Source organism: Stenotrophomonas sp. INTA L402-1, assembly GCF_059295135.1.
Map to the genome: position 1 here is coordinate 1 of NZ_JCAFWP010000010.1, position 15947 is coordinate 15947.

General features: G+C 67.7%; 13 protein-coding genes. 4 read left to right on the forward strand and 9 right to left on the reverse strand.

All coding sequences use genetic code 11. From position 1 onward, the window contains the following. Nucleotides 1-57 precede the first annotated feature (57 nt). Nucleotides 58-546, reverse strand: coding sequence for a bacterioferritin (gene bfr / locus AC5O77_RS07980; RefSeq protein ID WP_004151115.1), 489 nt, complete (start codon nt 544-546; stop codon nt 58-60). 123 nt (nt 547-669) lie between these two features. On the opposite strand from bfr, the gene AC5O77_RS07985 reads away from it, so the two are divergent. Then, entirely contained in the window at nt 670-2997 is a 2328-nt protein-coding gene (locus AC5O77_RS07985; protein ID WP_478057900.1) for a penicillin acylase family protein, read from the forward strand. Nucleotides 2998-3085: 88 nt separating this feature from the next. Here AC5O77_RS07985 and AC5O77_RS07990 read toward each other — a convergent pair whose 3' ends face one another. Continuing rightward, nucleotides 3086-4471, reverse strand: coding sequence for a cation:proton antiporter domain-containing protein (locus tag AC5O77_RS07990; RefSeq protein WP_478057899.1), 1386 nt, complete (start codon nt 4469-4471; stop codon nt 3086-3088). A 100-nt stretch (nt 4472-4571) separates the two neighbouring features. Further along, complete coding sequence (gene asnB, locus AC5O77_RS07995; protein WP_478057898.1) at nt 4572-6263, reverse strand: asparagine synthase B; 1692 nt, start codon at nt 6261-6263, stop codon at nt 4572-4574. A gap of 339 nt (nt 6264-6602) precedes the next feature. Between asnB and AC5O77_RS08000 the strand changes: the two genes are divergently transcribed. Further along, on the forward strand, nt 6603-7481 hold the full coding sequence (locus AC5O77_RS08000; RefSeq protein WP_478057914.1) for a tetratricopeptide repeat protein: 879 nt from the start codon (nt 6603-6605) through the stop codon (nt 7479-7481). A 58-nt stretch (nt 7482-7539) separates the two neighbouring features. On the opposite strand, the gene dapE is transcribed toward AC5O77_RS08000, so the two are convergent. From dapE to map, 6 genes are read right to left on the reverse strand one after another with little or no spacing between them, the layout of a single operon-like run. Beyond that, nucleotides 7540-8667 carry a succinyl-diaminopimelate desuccinylase gene (gene dapE / locus AC5O77_RS08005; RefSeq protein WP_478057897.1) on the reverse strand — a complete coding sequence of 376 codons (1128 nt, stop codon included), beginning with the start codon at nt 8665-8667 and terminating at the stop codon, nt 7540-7542. Beyond that, nucleotides 8664-9035, reverse strand: a complete 372-nt coding sequence (locus AC5O77_RS08010) for an arsenate reductase (protein ID WP_180838119.1) — start codon at nt 9033-9035, stop codon at nt 8664-8666. The genes dapE and AC5O77_RS08010 overlap by 4 nt, the downstream gene beginning before the upstream one ends. Nucleotides 9036-9066: 31 nt before the next feature. After that, a complete protein-coding gene (locus tag AC5O77_RS08015) occupies nt 9067-9936 on the reverse strand; it encodes a hypothetical protein (RefSeq protein WP_478057896.1) in 870 nt (289 codons plus the stop codon). A 2-nt stretch (nt 9937-9938) separates the two neighbouring features. Next, complete coding sequence (gene dapD, locus AC5O77_RS08020) at nt 9939-11018, reverse strand: 2,3,4,5-tetrahydropyridine-2,6-dicarboxylate N-succinyltransferase (protein ID WP_478057895.1); 1080 nt, start codon at nt 11016-11018, stop codon at nt 9939-9941. After that, nucleotides 11018-13627 carry a [protein-PII] uridylyltransferase gene (locus AC5O77_RS08025; protein WP_478057913.1) on the reverse strand — a complete coding sequence of 870 codons (2610 nt, stop codon included), beginning with the start codon at nt 13625-13627 and terminating at the stop codon, nt 11018-11020. The genes dapD and AC5O77_RS08025 overlap by 1 nt, the downstream gene beginning before the upstream one ends. 20 nt (nt 13628-13647) lie before the next feature. Then, nucleotides 13648-14490, reverse strand: a complete 843-nt coding sequence (gene map, locus AC5O77_RS08030) for a type I methionyl aminopeptidase (RefSeq protein WP_080355365.1) — start codon at nt 14488-14490, stop codon at nt 13648-13650. Nucleotides 14491-14663: 173 nt separating this feature from the next. Between map and AC5O77_RS08035 the strand changes: the two genes are divergently transcribed. Continuing rightward, nucleotides 14664-15194 carry a Csu type fimbrial protein gene (locus AC5O77_RS08035; RefSeq protein ID WP_032127934.1) on the forward strand — a complete coding sequence of 177 codons (531 nt, stop codon included), beginning with the start codon at nt 14664-14666 and terminating at the stop codon, nt 15192-15194. Next, nucleotides 15194-15943 carry a fimbrial biogenesis chaperone gene (locus AC5O77_RS08040; RefSeq protein ID WP_049399527.1) on the forward strand — a complete coding sequence of 250 codons (750 nt, stop codon included), beginning with the start codon at nt 15194-15196 and terminating at the stop codon, nt 15941-15943. The genes AC5O77_RS08035 and AC5O77_RS08040 overlap by 1 nt, the downstream gene beginning before the upstream one ends. Nucleotides 15944-15947 lie beyond the last annotated feature (4 nt).

Sequence of the window (15947 nt, forward strand, 5' to 3'; positions counted from 1 at the left end):
AGATGTGTATAAGAGACAGGCCGAGCATGGCTCGGCTCTACAGAAAGCGGCGCCGGCTCAGTGCGCCGGGGCGCCGTTGCCGTCGATCTTGCTCAGCTGGTACAGCTCCAGGCCGATGCGCTTGATCAGGCCCAGCTGCTGCTCCAGCCACCAGGCGTGGTCTTCCTCGGTGTCCTTCAGCTGCGCCAGCAGCATGTCGCGGCTCACGTAGTCGCCCTTCTCCTCGCACAGCTTCATACCGGCGGCGAGATTGTTCCGAACCGCGTATTCAGTGTCGAGATCCTTCTGCAGCATCTCTTCCACGGTCTTGCCCGGCTCGGTAGCATGCGGGCGCATGTCCGGGTCGCCGCCGAGGAACAGGATGCGGCGCAGCAGCGCGTCGGCGTGCTGGGTTTCCTCTTCCATCTCGTGGTTCAAGCGTTCGTACAGCGCGAACAGGCCCTGGTCCTCGTAGCGGCGGGAATGGATGAAGTACTGGTCGCGGGCAGCAAGCTCGCCGCGCAGCAGTTCCTTCAGGCAGGCGATGACGTCCGGGTTGCCTTTCATGGGGGGCTCCTGTGAATCGATGTTGCATAGGGTGCCGCATTTCAAAATACGGTGATCTAATCGGAATCAGTCGCAGTTGCGCCTGCGGCTACAATCGGCCCACGAGTTCGGAAAGGACGTGCGATGCGACGTACATGGCGTTGGGTGCTGGGTGTGTTGGTCGCCATCGTGCTGGTCACCGCACTGGCCCTGTGGCTGCTGCTGCGCGGCAGCCTGGCCGACCTGGACGGCGAGCATGCGCTGCCGGGCCTGGCCAAGCCGGTCACCATCGAGCGCGATGCGCTGGGGGTGGTCACCATCACTGCCGGCAGTCAGGCCGACGCGATGCGCGCACTCGGCCATGTGCATGCGCAGGAACGCTATTTCGAGATGGACCTGATGCGCCGCAGTGCCGCCGGCGAGCTGTCGGCATTGTTCGGGCCGAAGGCCATTGAAGCTGACAAGCGCATGCGCGTGCACCGCCTGCGCGCCCGCACCGAGGCGCATCTGGATACCGCGCTGGGCGACAACGGCGCGGTCGTGCGCGCCTATGTAGATGGCGTCAACGAAGGCCTTACCGATCTCTCCGTGCGGCCATGGGCCTACCTGCTGCTGCGGCAGTCACCGCAACCGTGGCAGGCCAGCGACAGCGTGCTGGCCGGGCTGGCCATGTACGCCGACCTGCAGGACCCGAACAACCAGACCGAGCTTGCCCTCAGCCGCATCCGTGCGGTGGTGCCGCCGGCGCTGTACGCGCTGATTGCCCACGACGGCACCGAATGGGATGCACCGCTGTTTGGCGAAGCCACCGGCAATGCGATTCTGCCCGATGCCAGCCAGCTCGATCTGCGCACATTGAAGGGAAAGACGGGCACCGAGCAGGAGGAGGCGGACGTCATCGGCAGCAACAACTTCGCGGTGGCCGGCGCACTCACCGCGGACGGCCGCGCCATCGTCGCCGACGACATGCACCTGGGCCTGCGCGCGCCTGGCCTGTGGTTCCGGGTGCGCCTGCGTTACCCCGACCCGCAGGCTGCCGGCGGCCAGGTCGACGTCACTGGCTTCTCGCTCCCTGGCCTGCCGGCGGTGATCGTCGGCAGCAATGGCCACGTCGCCTGGGGCTTCACCAACAGCTACATCGACACGGCGGACTACCGCACGGAACCGGCCAACGCCACGGTGACCGTGCACGAAGAACGCATTGCGGTGGCCGGCCAGGCCGACGTGCTGTTCCCGGTACGCGAAACCGCCTGGGGGCCGATCCTGCACACCCATGCCGATGGCAGTGGCGATGCCCTGCGCTGGGTCGCACACCTGCCCGGCGCCGTACGCCTGGATTTCGCTGATCTGGCCCGCGCCGGTGACCTGGACGGTGCACTGCACTTCGCCGACCGCGCCGGCATTCCCGCGCAGAACCTGGTGGTCGGCGACCGCAGCGGCCGCATTGCCTGGCGCTTGATCGGTGCCCGTCCGGACCGTGGCCCTGGCTGCGCGCCGGCCGGCTTCACTGCCGCCAGCAACCAGGACTGCGCACCGTGGCCGATCCGCAGCGATGCCTCGCCGGCATTGATCGATCCCCCCAACCATCGCCTGTGGACCGCCAACGGACGCGTCCTCTACGGCGAGGCACTGGCCAGCGTCGGCAACGGTGGCTATGACCTCGGCGCGCGTGCGCAGCAGATCCGCGACCTGCTCGCCATCCAGGACCGCTTCGACGAACACGACCTGCTGGCGATCCAGCTCGATGATCGCGCCGTGTTTCTGCAGCGCTGGTGGGCGTTGCTGCATGACGTCATCGAACGCAGTGACGACCCTGCACTGAAGCGCTTGAAGGCGGTCAGCCATCAATGGGGCGGCCGGGCCTCGGCTGGCTCGGTCAGCTACCGGGTGGTGCGCGCGTTCCGCACGCAGGTGATGGATACCCTGTCCGAAGCACTGCTGGCACCGGCCAACGCGCAGCTGGGCGATGACTATCTGGACCCGCGCCTGGCACAACTGGAAGGCGTGGCCTGGCCGATGCTGCAGCAGCGCCCCGCCAACCTGCTGCCACCGGCCTACGACAGCTGGGACGCGCTGCTGCTTGATGCCGCACGCCGCACCGAGAGCGAGCTGGCCAAGCAGGGCCCACTGGCCCAGCGCACCTGGGGAGAGCGCAACACCGCGGCGCTCTGCCATCCCATCGCGCGTGCATTGCCGGACATCGCCAAGCGCTGGCTGTGCATGCGCGCCGACCCGCTGCCCGGCGACCGTGACATGCCGCGCGTGCAGACGCCGAACTTCGGCGCCTCCGAACGCATGGTGGTTTCGCCCGGACATGAGGCCGACGGCATCGTGCATATGCCCGGCGGCCAGAGCGGCCATCCGCTGTCGCCGTACTGGGGCGCCGGCCACGAGGACTGGGTGCATGGGCGGCCGACACCGTTCCTGCCCGGCAAGGCGCAGCACAGGATGACGCTGGTACCGGCGCGGTAGCGGTAGTGCCGGCCGCTGGCCGGCATCCATGCAGGTGTGTCCAGCATCATGAGGATGCCGGCCAGCGGCCGGCACGACCGTCCAGCGCTCAGCCCCGGCGCCGCTCGATCAGGTTCAGCAGCGGCCCGGTCATCGCCGTGGTCACCAACGCCATGATCACCAGCACCGCGAACAGGCGGTCGCCGAGCAGGCCCAGCTCGTAACCCAGGTTGAGCACGATCAGCTCCATCAGGCCACGGGTGTTCATCAATGCGCCCAGCCGCCATGCCTCGCGCGTGGGCATGCCGGCACTGCGCGCGGCACTGAAGGTGCCCAGCAGCTTGCCCGTCGTGGCCACCGCGATCACCACCACGCACAACACGATATCGCTGGCCTGCAGCGCATCGGCGCGCATGCGCAGGCCGGTCATGGCGAAGAACAACGGCAGCAGCAGGGTCACCGCGAACGGTTCGACGCGGGCCATCAACAGGTCGCGCAGCTGCGCGTTGGACGATACCGCGACGCCCGCAGCGAATGCACCGAACAACGCGTGGATGCCCAGCATCTCGGTGACCAGCGCACTCGCCAGTGACAGCAGCAGGATACCCAGCAACCAACGTCCCTCACGGCCCGGCGCGATCTGCTGGCGGGCAAACCACGGCTTCACCAGCCCCAGCATCAGCGCCACGAACACGACCACGCACAGCAGGTTGAGGCTGGCCGGCAACCAGCCGCTGGCCTGGGCGGCGGCGACGATCAAGGCCAGCAGGCACCAGGCGGTGGCATCGCCCAATGCCGCGCAGGCGATCGCGGTCTGGCCCAATGGCGTCTGTGTGATCCCACGATCGGCAAGGATGCGCAGCAACACGGGGAACGCGGTGATGCTCATGGAGATGCCGACGAACAATGCGAATGCAGTAAAGCCCACACCCTGCGGACCGTGCTGCGGATACAGCCAGATCGCCAGCGCCACGCCGAGCACGAACGGCACCGCGATGCCGGCATGACTGACCGTGAAGGCGAAGCGCCGGCGGCCACGCAGCGCAGCCAGGTCCAGCTCGGCACCGGCCACCAGCAGGAACATCAGCACGCCCAGCTGGCTGAGCATGCCCAGCGGACCCAGCGAGCTGGCCGGGAACAACGCACCATGCAGCTGCGGCAGCAGGCTGCCGAGCACCAGCGGCCCCATCATCAGGCCAGCGGCCATCTCACCGATCACCGCCGGTTGTCCAAAGTGCTTGAGCAGCGCACCCGCGCCCTTGGCCACCAGCAGCAGCACCAGCAGCTGCAGCAGGAACAAGCCCAGCGGTGAGGCAAGGTGCTGCGCCCAGCTGCCTTCGGCGGCGGTGGCGCGGGCAACCGCCTCGGGCGCCGCCGGCCCGGCATACCGCGCCAGCAGTACGCCAGCCAGCAACGGCACCCCGGCCCAGGCCAGATAACGCCATCCCCATTTCGTGGGCGGCACGTCGCCGCCTGCCTGTACGTCCATGAACATTCCCCAATGCGCAGGGGGCGATCATACAAAAAGGGGACGGAGGGGATTAAGTCGTTAGTGGCACAAACGACTTAATCCCCTCCGTCCCCTTTTTGGGGGCTTAGGCCAGTGCCTGCTCGTGCACGCCGGCGATCGCGCGGCCCGAGGGGTCCGCCGCCGCGGCGAAGCTGGCGTCCCAGGCAATGGCCGCCGGCGACGAACAGGCAATCGACTTGCCGCCCGGCACGGTCTCCGCCGCAGCACGGCTGGGGAAGAACTGCTCGAACAGGTGGCGGTAGTAGTACGCCTCCTTGGTCTGCGGCGGGTTGTGCGGGAAGCGCTTGTCGGCCGCCGCCAGTACACGGTCGCTCACCTGTGCTTCGGCATGCGCCTTCAGCCCATCGATCCAGCCGTAGCCAACGCCATCGCTGAACTGTTCCTTCTGCCGCCACAGGATGCTGTCCGGCAGGTAGCCGTCGAACGCCTCGCGCAGCACCGCCTTTTCGATGCGACGCCCGCCAAAGCCGGCGCCGACCATCTTGTGCGCGGCATCGAAGCGCATCGCCACATCAAGGAACTCACGATCGAGGAACGGCACGCGCGGCTCCACGCCCCAGGCCATCATCGACTTGTTGGCGCGCAGGCAGTCGTAGTTGTGCAGCGCGTCCAGCTTGCGCACCAGCTCGTCGTGGAATTCACGTGCATCCGGCGCCTTGTGGAAGTACAGGTAGCCACCGAAGATCTCGTCGCTGCCCTCGCCGGAGAGCACCATCTTCACCCCCATCGCCTTGATCCGCCGCGCCAGCAGGAACATCGGCGTCGAGGCGCGGATGGTGGTGACGTCGTAGGTCTCGATGTGGCGGATCACTTCCGGCAGCGCATCGAGGCCTTCCTCGAAGGTGTACTCGAAACCGTGATGCACGGTGCCCAGCGCTTCGGCGGCGATCGCAGCGGCGGCCAGATCGGGCGAGCCCTTCAAGCCGATCGCAAACGAGTGCAGGCGCGGCCACCAGGCTTCGGTCTGCCCCCCATCCTCGATGCGGCGACGTGCATAGCGTGCGGCCACCGCCGCCACCAGTGACGAGTCCAGGCCACCGGACAACAGCACGCCGTACGGCACATCGCTCATCAGCTGGCGTTCCACCGCATGCTCGAAGGCCTGGCGCAGCTCGGCCAGATCCGCCTGGCGGCCCTGCACGTCGGCGTAGTCGCGCCACGGCTGCTGGTAATAGCGCACCAGCTCACCGCTGGCACTGTCGAAGTAGTGACCCGGCGGGAACTGTGCGACGTCGGCACAGGTATCGACCAGCGCCTTCATTTCCGAGGCCACCCGCAGGCGCCCCTGGGCATCGTGGCCCCAGTACAGCGGCACCACGCCCACCGGGTCACGCGCCACCAGCACGCGCCCGCTGTCGCGGTCCCACAGCGCGAAGGCGAAGATGCCGTTGAGCTGTTCCAGCCACTGCGCCGGCGAACTGCCCTGGCGATACAGCGCGTTGATCACCTCGCAGTCCGAGCCGGTCTGGAAGTCGTAGGCGGCGGTCAGCGCCGCCTTCAAAGCCTGGTGGTTGTAGATCTCGCCGTTCACCGCCAGCGCCAGCTGGCCATCGGCCGACAGCAGCGGCTGCGAACCACCGGCCGGGTCGACGATGGCCAGCCGCTCATGGACCAGCAGCGCACCTTCGTCGAGGTACACGCCGCTCCAGTCGGGGCCACGGTGGCGCTGGCGCTGCGACAGTTCCAGCGCATGGCGGCGCAGGGCGGGAAGATCGTCACCGGCCTGCAGGCCGAAGATTCCGAAGATCGAACACATGGGAGAGCTCCTGTTGGGGGATTTTCACGGGTGGGAGGGTGTTCGACCGGCCATCCAGGCCCGGGTGGGGCTGCGCCCGGGCACAAAAAAACCCGCATCGGCTGATGCGGGTTTTCTGGTGTCCGGGCGTGTGTTGCTGTCTATCTACCCAGGGCGCAGTCCCGCATCGGCCGCGCACGATTATTCGCGCGCAGATTATTGCGGTTGTTGTTATTGACGGCGGTGGCCAGGCGGATCGACATGGCATCGACCCTACCGCGGTTTCCGGCACGGCGCAACCGTTGCGTTGGCAACCACTCCCGAAGCGCATAATGGCCCGCCCTGGAACGTGTAATGGAAATGCAACACCGCACTGGACGCAACGCGGCGCTGGCCGCCCTGCTCTGCCTGGGCCTGGCCGCCTGCCAGACCTTGCCTCCGCCCTCCACGTTGCCGCTGGCGCAGCAGCAGGCACTGGAGCAACGCGGCACCGACGGCAGCTTCGACGGAGCCTGGGACACTGCGCAGACCTTCGAACGTTTCAACGATCCGCGCGCCGTTACCTACTACGAGCGTGCTGCCGCGATCACGCCCTGGACCTTCCGCAACACCAAAGCGGAAGAAGCACTGGGACGGATCTGGACCTCCGGTACGCTGCAGCATGCCGACAGCCCCCACATCAACCCGGCACCTGTCCTGCGCGCGTCCTGGCGACGTGGCGAACGCGCGTATCTGGCGGCTGCCAACCACGGCAATCCCTATGCGTTCTACGGGCTTGCCAAGGCCTACCGCCAGCGAGGCGACGCGCAGCAGGCGCTGCGCTGGGACCTGCGCGGAATGATCTACAAGCGCTACCCGAGTTCATCGTCGCGACTGCCGAATGCGGTGGCCGCACAGGGTGACACCGTGCATCCGCTGGTGGCGCAGATCCAGCGTCGTGCCGAGCACGGCGACGCCGAAGCGCAGGTCGACCTGGGCGCGCTGCTGGAGAAAGGCATGGGACTGCCGCGCGATCCGGCGCGTGCGCTGCAGCTGTACCAGCGCGCCGGTGAGAAGGGCAATGTGTTCGGCCAGTACTTCGCCGGTCTGCTGCTGGGCCGCAGTGCGCCGGGTGTGGAGAAAGACACCGACGCGGCGGCGCGCTGGTTCGCCAGAGCCGAGGCGCAACACTTCTACATGGCCGCGCCAAGCTACTGGAAGAAAGCGGTCGAGCCGCCGTTCTTCATTTTTTCAGAGTAGTGCCGCCGGGCCATGCCCGGCGGGAGGCGTGCCGACCAACGGTCGGCACCCACCAACCTCACGCCAGCAGCCGTTCCACCAGGCGCTGGTACAGCCCCGGCAACGCTTCCAGATCGTCCACGCGTACGTTCTCATCCACCTGGTGGATGCTGGCGTTGACCGGCCCCACTTCGATGCACTGCGCACCCAGTGGCGCGATGAAGCGTGCATCTGACGTGCCGCCGCCGGTGCTTTCTTCCGGCGCACGGCCGATGTGCTCGGCCAGCACCGCACGCGCGGTGGCGCGCAGCGTGCCTTCCGGGGTGTAGAACGGCTCGCCGCTGCGGTGCCACTTCAGCGTGTACTGCAGGCCATGGCGGCCCAGCAATGCGGTGATCTCCGCCTCCAGCTTCGGTGCATCCCAGTGCGGGTTGTAGCGGATGTTGAAATCCACCTCCAGCTCGCCGGGAATCACGTTGTTGGCACCGGTGCCGGCATGGATGTTGGAGACCTGCAGGCTGGTCGGCGGGAAACTCTCGTAGCCGTCATCCCAGCGCCGCGCGCTCAGTTCGGCCAGGGCCGGAGCGGCCTGGTGAATCGGGTTGCGCGCTTTCTCCGGATACGCCACATGCCCCTGCACGCCCTGCACGCGCAGCTTGGCCGACAGGCTGCCACGACGCCCCACGCGCAGCAGGTCACCCAGGATCGCGGTCGACGACGGTTCACCGGTGATGCACCAGTCGATGCGCTGGCCACGCTCGGCGAACAATCGTGCGACGTGGCGCACGCCGTCGATGGCGTCGCCTTCCTCGTCGCTGGTCAGCAGTACCGCCAGCGTGCCAGGGTGATCGGGATGTGCGGCGACGAACTGCTCGGCGGCGACCACGAACGCCGCCACGCTGCCCTTCATGTCGGCGGTGCCACGGCCGTACAGCACGCCGTCACGGATCTGCGGCGTGAACGGGTCGCTGGCCCAGGCCTCGCGCGGGCCCGTCGGCACTACGTCAGTGTGGCCCAGCAGCACCAGCACCGGCGCGCCCTGGCCGTGGGTCGCCCACAGGTTGTCGACCTCGCCCAGGCGCAGGTGATCGCACTGGAATCCGGCCTGCTTCAGGCGTGCCGCCAGCAGTGCCTGGCAGCCGGCATCGTCCGGTGTCACCGAAGGCCGTGCGATCAGTTCGCAGGTCAGGTCGAGGACCGCACTCATGCGTCACCCACGCCGAAGCGGGCCTTGAAACCGTTGTCACTGAAGCCCTGGCTGACCGTGCCATCGGCAGTAACCACCAGCGGGCGCTTGATCAGCTGCGGGTATTCACGCAGCAGCAGCTTCCATTCGGCCTCGGAGTCGGCGGCCTTGCGGTTGTCCGGCAGCTGCCGCCAGGTGGTGGACGACTTGTTCACCATCGCGGCCAGGCCCCCCAGCTGCCCAGCCCACGCCAGCAGTGTTTCCGGGCTCGGCTTGTTCTCGCGGTAATCGACGAAGGTGTACGGCACGCCGAAGCGGTCCAGCCACTTGGTCGCCTTCTTGCAGGTATCGCAGTTCTTCAAACCGTAGACAGTGGTGCTCATGGCCATCTGTGATGCTGGAAAACAGAGGGCCAGAATCTCACAACAGGCGCTCGGACACGACCCGGAACGGTACCCTTGGCAGCCGGAAGGCCAGCCCCTCGTGCAGCGCCACGCCCATCGCCTGCAGGCGCGGGCACTGCTGTTCGCCTTCCAGCTGCAACGGTTGCAGCTGCGCGATGTCCACCGGCAGCGCGATGCGTGTGCTGGCCCAGCGGCCGTCGCAGGTACGGGCGATGGCCTCGTCCTGGCAGGTGAGGAAACGCAGCAGGGCCTGGTGGCCGCCGAAGGCCGCCGACCACGCCGCCACATCCTCCCAGCCTGCAGCGGCCTGCCACTGCAGGTGCAACCTCGGCGCACTGCCCTGCCCACCTTCGATCAGGGTGTGCCCATCGCCATCGGTGCGCACCACATGCTCGAAGCCGGTGGACAGATGCGGCTGCATGGCATCGCTGAAAGCGCGCGCGCCGGCGATGAAGGCCAGCTGGTCCATCACGTTGCGATCGAACAGCACCACCGGCGCCCCGTCCGGAGCGTCGTCGCGACGCAGGTACCAGCGCCAGTTGCTCTGCCTGGGAGACGGCGTCAGCGAGCGCAGCGGCCCGGCCAGCGCCGGCCCGAAGTGGCCATGACGGTAGCTGAGGATGGTGTAAGGCGTGCGTCCGGCATGGACCACGTAATGATGGCCTGGTGGTGGCATTGGCGCGTGGCGCACGTCGACCCACCAGCTCACGTAGACCACGTCGCGCACATCGCTGACCAGCGCCGGCATCGGCCAGCGCCGCGACAGCGCGCGGCGCAGCCGGGTCCAGCGCGGGGCATGCAGCAGGCGCGGCAGCATCCGCCCGAACAGGGTGTCGGACGGATGCTGGTAGATCGCGGACTGCGCCAGATCCTCCGGCGCCGTCATCCTCAGTCGGCCAGGCCGCGCAGCAGGTCGTTGACGCTGGTCTTGCTGCGGGTCTTGGCATCAACCTGCTTGACGATCACCGCGCAGTACAGCGAATGGGTACCGTCCTTGCTCGGCAGCGAGCCGGACACCACCACGCTGTACGGCGGGATGTAGCCGTAGGTGATCTCGCCGGTGGCACGGTTGTAGATGCGGGTGCTCTGGCTGAGGAACACGCCCATGCCGATCACGCTGTGGTGACCGACCACCACGCCTTCCACCACTTCCGAACGCGCACCAATGAAGCAGTGGTCCTCGATGATGGTCGGGCTGGCCTGCAGCGGTTCCAGCACGCCGCCGATGCCGGCGCCGCCGGACAGGTGGCAGTGCTGGCCGATCTGCGCACAGGAACCGACGGTGGCCCAGGTATCGACCATGGTGCCTTCGCCGACGTAGGCGCCGATGTTGGTGAAGCTCGGCATCAGCACCACGTCCTTGCCGAAGTAGGTACCGCGGCGGGCGATCGCGCCCGGCACCACGCGCACGCCGCCACGGCGGAACTTCGCTTCGTCATAGCCGGCGAAGCGCGATTCGACCTTGTCCCAGAACGGCGCCGGACGGGCGTCGACCACGGCCATGTCATTGACACGGAAGTACAACAGCACGGCCTTCTTCAGCCACTCGTTGACCTTCCAGCCACCCTGACCGTCCGGCTCGGCAACACGGAACTCACCGCTCTCCAGGCCGTCAATCACGCGGTTGACCAGCGGCTTGGTCGAGCCTTCCAGCTCGTGCATGGTCAAGGTAGCGCGGCGCTCGAAGGCACTCTCGATGCCGAACTTCAGCTCTTCCACGCCCGGGGCCGACGGCTTGCGCAGCGACTTGCGGGCGATGGTTTCGGCGCGGACCGCTTCGGCACTCTTGGCCGGCGCCGGCTTCTTCACAGCACGCTTCACCGCAGCCGCTTTCTTCGCCGGGGCCGTCACCGCAGCGGCCTTCTTCGGCGCTGGGGTCTTCTTCGCGGCCGGTGCGGCAGCAGCAGGTTTCCGGGCCGCTGCGCTCTTGGGGGTCGCGGCGGTCTTCTTGGCGGGCTTGGTGGCCATCAGGCGGGGTCTCCGGCGTTTCGATCAGGGTCCAGGCAGGCCAGCATCGCGTCATGCAGCTGCTGCCGGGCAGGTTCAGTCAGGGGGAGGTCGTGCTCGTCACTGATCACGAAGGTGTCTTCGGCGCGTTCGCCGAACGTGGCAATGCGCGCATCATGCACGCGCAGGCCCTGATTGCGCAGCACGAACGCCACATCGGCCAGCAGGCCGGGGCGGTCGGGGGCGACCAGGGCGAAACGGGTTGCGCCCGGCTCATCGCGGAATTCGATGCGCGGGGCGAAGCGGAAGTGCCGCAGCTGCCGTGGCACCACCCGGCGTGACGGCCGCAGGCGCGACAGGTCACCACTGAGTGCCTCGCGCAGCGCCGCTTCCAGGTTGGCACTGCTGCCATCGGCGAAGGTATCGGCCGGGTTCACTTCGAAGGTATCGAAGATGGTATCGGCCGGACCGTCCAGCACGCGTGCGCGGTGGATGCCGTAGCCCTTGCGGTCCAGCGTCATCACGATCGCGGCGAACAGCCCGTCGCGGTCCGGCGAATGCACGAAGACTTCCAGCGCGGGATCGTCGACACTGATCCGGCGTACCTTCACCAGCGCCTGGCCCTGCTTCACCGGCACCAGCGCGGCAGCCTGCCAGGCCAGCTGCTCCGGGCGCAGGCGGATGAAGCCTTCGTCGGGCATCACCGCGAACTGGCGATCGATGGTGGCATCGTCGTAACCCCGCTCGCGCACCAGCGCGCGCACGCTGTCACGCGCTTCGGCCACGCGCTCGGCCGCCGGCACCGGGTGTTCCAGCCCCTCGCGCAGCGCGCGCCGGGTGGCGAAGTACAGGTCGGCCAGCAGGCGGTCCTTCCATGCATTCCACAGCTTGGGGCTGGTGCCGGCGATGTCGGCGCAGGTCAGCAGGTACAGGTAATCCAGGCGGTCGCGGCTGCCGACCAGGGTGGCGAAGCGATGGATCACCTCCGGATCGGCGATGTCCTGCTTCTGCGCGGTCACCGACATGCGCAGGTGCTGTTCGACCAGCCACGCCACCAGTTCGGTGTCGGACGTGCTCAGCGCATGCGCCTGGCAGAACGCGCGCGCGTCCACCGCGCCCAGCTCCGAATGGTCGCCGCCACGGCCCTTGGCGATGTCATGGAACAGGCCGGCCAGCAGCAGCAGCTCGGGCTTGCGCAGGCGCGGCCACACTTCGTGCGCGATCGAGAAGCGCTCGTCGGCACGACTGCTGGCGAACAGGCCGATGTTGCGCAGGACCATCAGCGTGTGCTGATCGACGGTGTAGACATGGAACAGGTCGAACTGCATGCGCCCGCTGACCTGGGCGAACGCGGGAATCCACTGGCCAAGCACGCCCAGCCGCGCCATGCGCGAGAGCGTATCGACCGGGCGCTGGCCGCGCAGCAGCGCCAGGAACTGCTCGCGTGCATCGGCATCAGCCTGGTCGTAGGCCGGCAGCAGTGGCAGCGCTTCGGCCAGCGCACGCGCGGTCAGCGAATGCAGGCCGCGCACCTGCGGATTGTTGGCCCAGCTGGCGAACAGCGCGAACACCTGGCCGATGTCGCCGCGCGGCCAGTCGGCTTCGTTGGCCGCCAGGTAACCACGGCGCAGGGAAAAACCCACGGTCAGCGGCTCCGGCTGCGCCTCGCCATCGAACTGTTCCTCGAAGCGCTGCAGCAGGCGGTCGCTGATCCGGCGCACGACCAGCGCGGCGCGGTAGAAGCCCTGCATCATCTTCTCGACACCGAGGTTCTCGGCATCGTCTTCAAAGCCCAGGCGTGCCGCCAAGGTCTTCTGGTAGTCGAAACGCAGGCGCTCTTCCGGGCGACGCGCGACCAGATGCAGGCCAAAGCGCAGCCGCGCCAGCACCGCACGTTCGCGCTTCAGCGCTGCGGCTTCGTCAGCGCCCAGATGGCCGAGCCCGACCAGCGCCTCCAGGTCACGCACGCCGAACGCACGCAGTGCCATCCAGCCCAGCGTGTTGAGATCGCGCAGCCCACCGGGGCCATCCTTCAGATCCGGCTCCAGGTTGTCGGCGGTGTCGCCGAAGCGCTGGTGTCGGTTGCGCAGCTCTTCCAGCTTGGCCAGGAAGAAGGTGCGCGCCGGCCACAGTTCACGATCGTCGACGGCCTCGCGCAGCGCGCGGCGCGCCACATCATCGGCCAGGATCGGGCGCGCCTCGATCAGCGCGGTCAGCACGGTCTGGTCCGCTGCCGCCTCGCGGCACTGCGATGCAGAACGCACCGCATGGCTGACGGCCAATCCGCAGTCCCACAGCAGCGCGAACAGGCGCGCCAGCGCCGCCTCATGGGCCAGCTGTGCCGGCGGATCGCCGAACACCAGCAGGTCGATGTCCGAACGCGGAAACAGTTCACCGCGGCCATAGCCGCCGACCGCGAACAGCGACAGCCCGCTGTCGGCCGGCAGGCAGCGCTGCCAGGCCAGGCGGATCAGATGGTCGGCAGCGCGCGCCCGCAGCGCCAGCAGGCGCTCGATGTTGTCGCCCTGGTCGAAGCGGCGGTACAGACGCGCGTCGGCCTGCTGCAGCGCCTGGCGCGCGGCAGCAGCCCAGTCCGGGTCGTTGAGCGACGCGGCCGGCGTGTCCAGCAGCGAACTCGCCGGCAGCATCCTCAGGAGACCTGCGACTCGCCCGGCGACAGGGTCAGCACGTCCACGCCGGTCTCGGTGACCGCGATCATGTGCTCCCACTGTGCCGACAGCTTGCGGTCCTTGGTCACCACGGTCCAGCCATCCGGCAGCACCTTGTTGTAGCGGGTGCCCTCGTTGATCATCGGCTCGATGGTGAAGGTCATGCCAGGCTGCAGCACCAGGCCCTGGCCCGGGCGGCCGTAATGCACCACCTGCGGCTCATCGTGGTAGACCTTGCCGATGCCGTGGCCGCAGTACTCGCGCACCACGCTGAAACGCTCGCCTTCGGCATAGCTCTGGATGGCATGGCCAATGTCGCCCAGGGTCGCGCCCGGACGCACCGCGCGGATGCCGCGCCACATGGCTTCGTAGGTGGTTTCCACCAGGCGGCGGGCCATCACCGACGGGGTGCCGACGAAGTACATGCGGCTGGTGTCGCCGTGCCAGCCATCCTTGATGACGGTGACGTCGATGTTGATGATGTCGCCATCCTTGAGCACCTTCCCTTCGCTGGGGATGCCATGGCAGATGACGTTGTTGACCGAGGTGCACACGGTCTTCGGGAAGCCGCGGTAGCCGACGTTGGCCGGAACGGCGCCCTGCACGTTCACGATGTGGTCGTGGCAGATGCGGTCCAGTTCCTCGGTGGTGACACCGGGCTTGACGTGGGGGGTGACGATGTCGAGCACTTCGCTGGCCATGCGGCCGGCGATTCGCATCATCTCGATTTCCTGCGGGGTTTTCAGATTCACGCTCATGGCCCCCATTATCGCCGATCCGGCCACAATCTGAACGAACGCCACCCAACTGGCGATCCGGGCCATGCACGGTTCCGGCAAGGAAAGTGAAAGCGTGATCGCCGCCCCCCTTTCGCCTCCCTGTTTATCACGGAATACAGACACTTACGCCTCCTAAGCTGGGGTCACCGTCGCCGAAGCGGTGCCGAACGTGCCGCCTTCGCCTTGTTCAACGGACCTTCGGGTCAGGGAGGTTGTCCATGCGATCCGCGCTTCGTTCCCCGCTTGCCTGGGCCCTGGCCGGGGTCCTGCTGTCCGGCCCGGCCCTGGCCGCAGACACCACCACCTTCAATGTCACCCTGGTGGTGACCAAGGCCTGCACGATCACGGCTGCTGCCGCCACCAACGTTGACTTCGGCACGGCGGCCTCGACCACCGCGACCCCCACCCTGGGTCAGGGCACGGTGACCGCGCAGTGCTCGGCACTGACCCCGTACACGATTTCACTGAATGCGGGTGCCAATGCCAGCACCGCCAATGACGTCACCACTCGCCGGATGAAGAACACCAACGCCGCGGTGACCGCCAACAACTACGTCGGCTACCAGCTCTACCAGGACGCCGCGCACACCCTGGTCTGGGGTGCCACCTCCGGCACCAACACCCAGGCTGGCATCGGCACCGGCCTGGCCGTGCCCTACATCGTCTACGGCCAGATCCTGAACCTGAGCACCAACAACCCGGCGACCGGCAACTACCTGGATACGGTTACCGCCACGATCACCTATTGATGGAGCACGCCCGCATGGCCGGACCCCGCCCGTGGCGCGCCACCGGCGTGGCGCTGCTCGTCCTGAGCCTGGTATTCGCCGCCCCGGTCGAAGCCACCAGCCTGCAGGTCGCCCCGACCAGCCTGCAGCTGGAAGCGCGCCAGCGTGCCGGCGAGCTTTGGCTGACCAACAGTGGCACCTCGCCGGTGAAGCTGCAGGTTCGGGTGTTCCGCTGGGTGCAGCAGGACGGCCAGGAGCAACTGTTGCCCACCGATGAACTGGTGGTCACCCCGCCGATGCAGGAACTGGCTGCCGGGCAGCAGCAGCTGGTCCGGGTGATGCGTCCGGACAGGACGCCACCGCCGGCACAGCAGTACTACAGGCTGATTGTCGACGAGGTGCCCGACCTGGCCACCCGCGCCGACGGCATGCAGTTCGTGCTGCGCTATTCGATACCGGTGTTCGTGCAGCCCGCCGCCGGCAAGCTTGCGCCGCAGCTGCAGGCCCGCCTGGTGCAGTTGCCCGATGGCCGCAACGGCGTCGAGGTGGCCAACGCAGGCAACAGCTATGCGCAGATCGCCGATCTTGCGCTGGGCAGCCCCACGCGCCCACGCATCGTGCATCCCGGACTGCTGGGTTACGTGCTGCCCGGGCAGGTGATGCGCTGGCCGATCGAGCGCACGGCGATCGACCGCGACAACGACCAGATCACGGCCAAGCTCAATGGCGAGTCGGAACAGACGCCGCTGTCGCCCCCATCGGCTCGCTGAGGCG

Coding starts and splice junctions, on each gene's coding strand:
- AC5O77_RS07990 (WP_478057899.1), bottom strand. CDS start 4,471: ATGTTCATGGACGTACAGGCAGGCGGCGACGTGCCGCCCACGAAATGG.
- AC5O77_RS08010 (WP_180838119.1), bottom strand. CDS start 9,035: ATGGCCATGAGCACCACTGTCTACGGTTTGAAGAACTGCGATACCTGC.
- AC5O77_RS07985 (WP_478057900.1), top strand. CDS start 670: ATGCGACGTACATGGCGTTGGGTGCTGGGTGTGTTGGTCGCCATCGTG.
- bfr (WP_004151115.1), bottom strand. CDS start 546: ATGAAAGGCAACCCGGACGTCATCGCCTGCCTGAAGGAACTGCTGCGC.
- AC5O77_RS08015 (WP_478057896.1), bottom strand. CDS start 9,936: ATGACGGCGCCGGAGGATCTGGCGCAGTCCGCGATCTACCAGCATCCG.
- asnB (WP_478057898.1), bottom strand. CDS start 6,263: ATGTGTTCGATCTTCGGAATCTTCGGCCTGCAGGCCGGTGACGATCTT.
- AC5O77_RS08035 (WP_032127934.1), top strand. CDS start 14,664: ATGCGATCCGCGCTTCGTTCCCCGCTTGCCTGGGCCCTGGCCGGGGTC.
- dapD (WP_478057895.1), bottom strand. CDS start 11,018: ATGGCCACCAAGCCCGCCAAGAAGACCGCCGCGACCCCCAAGAGCGCA.
- map (WP_080355365.1), bottom strand. CDS start 14,490: ATGGCCCGGATCGCCAGTTGGGTGGCGTTCGTTCAGATTGTGGCCGGA.
- dapE (WP_478057897.1), bottom strand. CDS start 8,667: ATGAGTGCGGTCCTCGACCTGACCTGCGAACTGATCGCACGGCCTTCG.
- AC5O77_RS08040 (WP_049399527.1), top strand. CDS start 15,194: ATGGAGCACGCCCGCATGGCCGGACCCCGCCCGTGGCGCGCCACCGGC.
- AC5O77_RS08000 (WP_478057914.1), top strand. CDS start 6,603: ATGCAACACCGCACTGGACGCAACGCGGCGCTGGCCGCCCTGCTCTGC.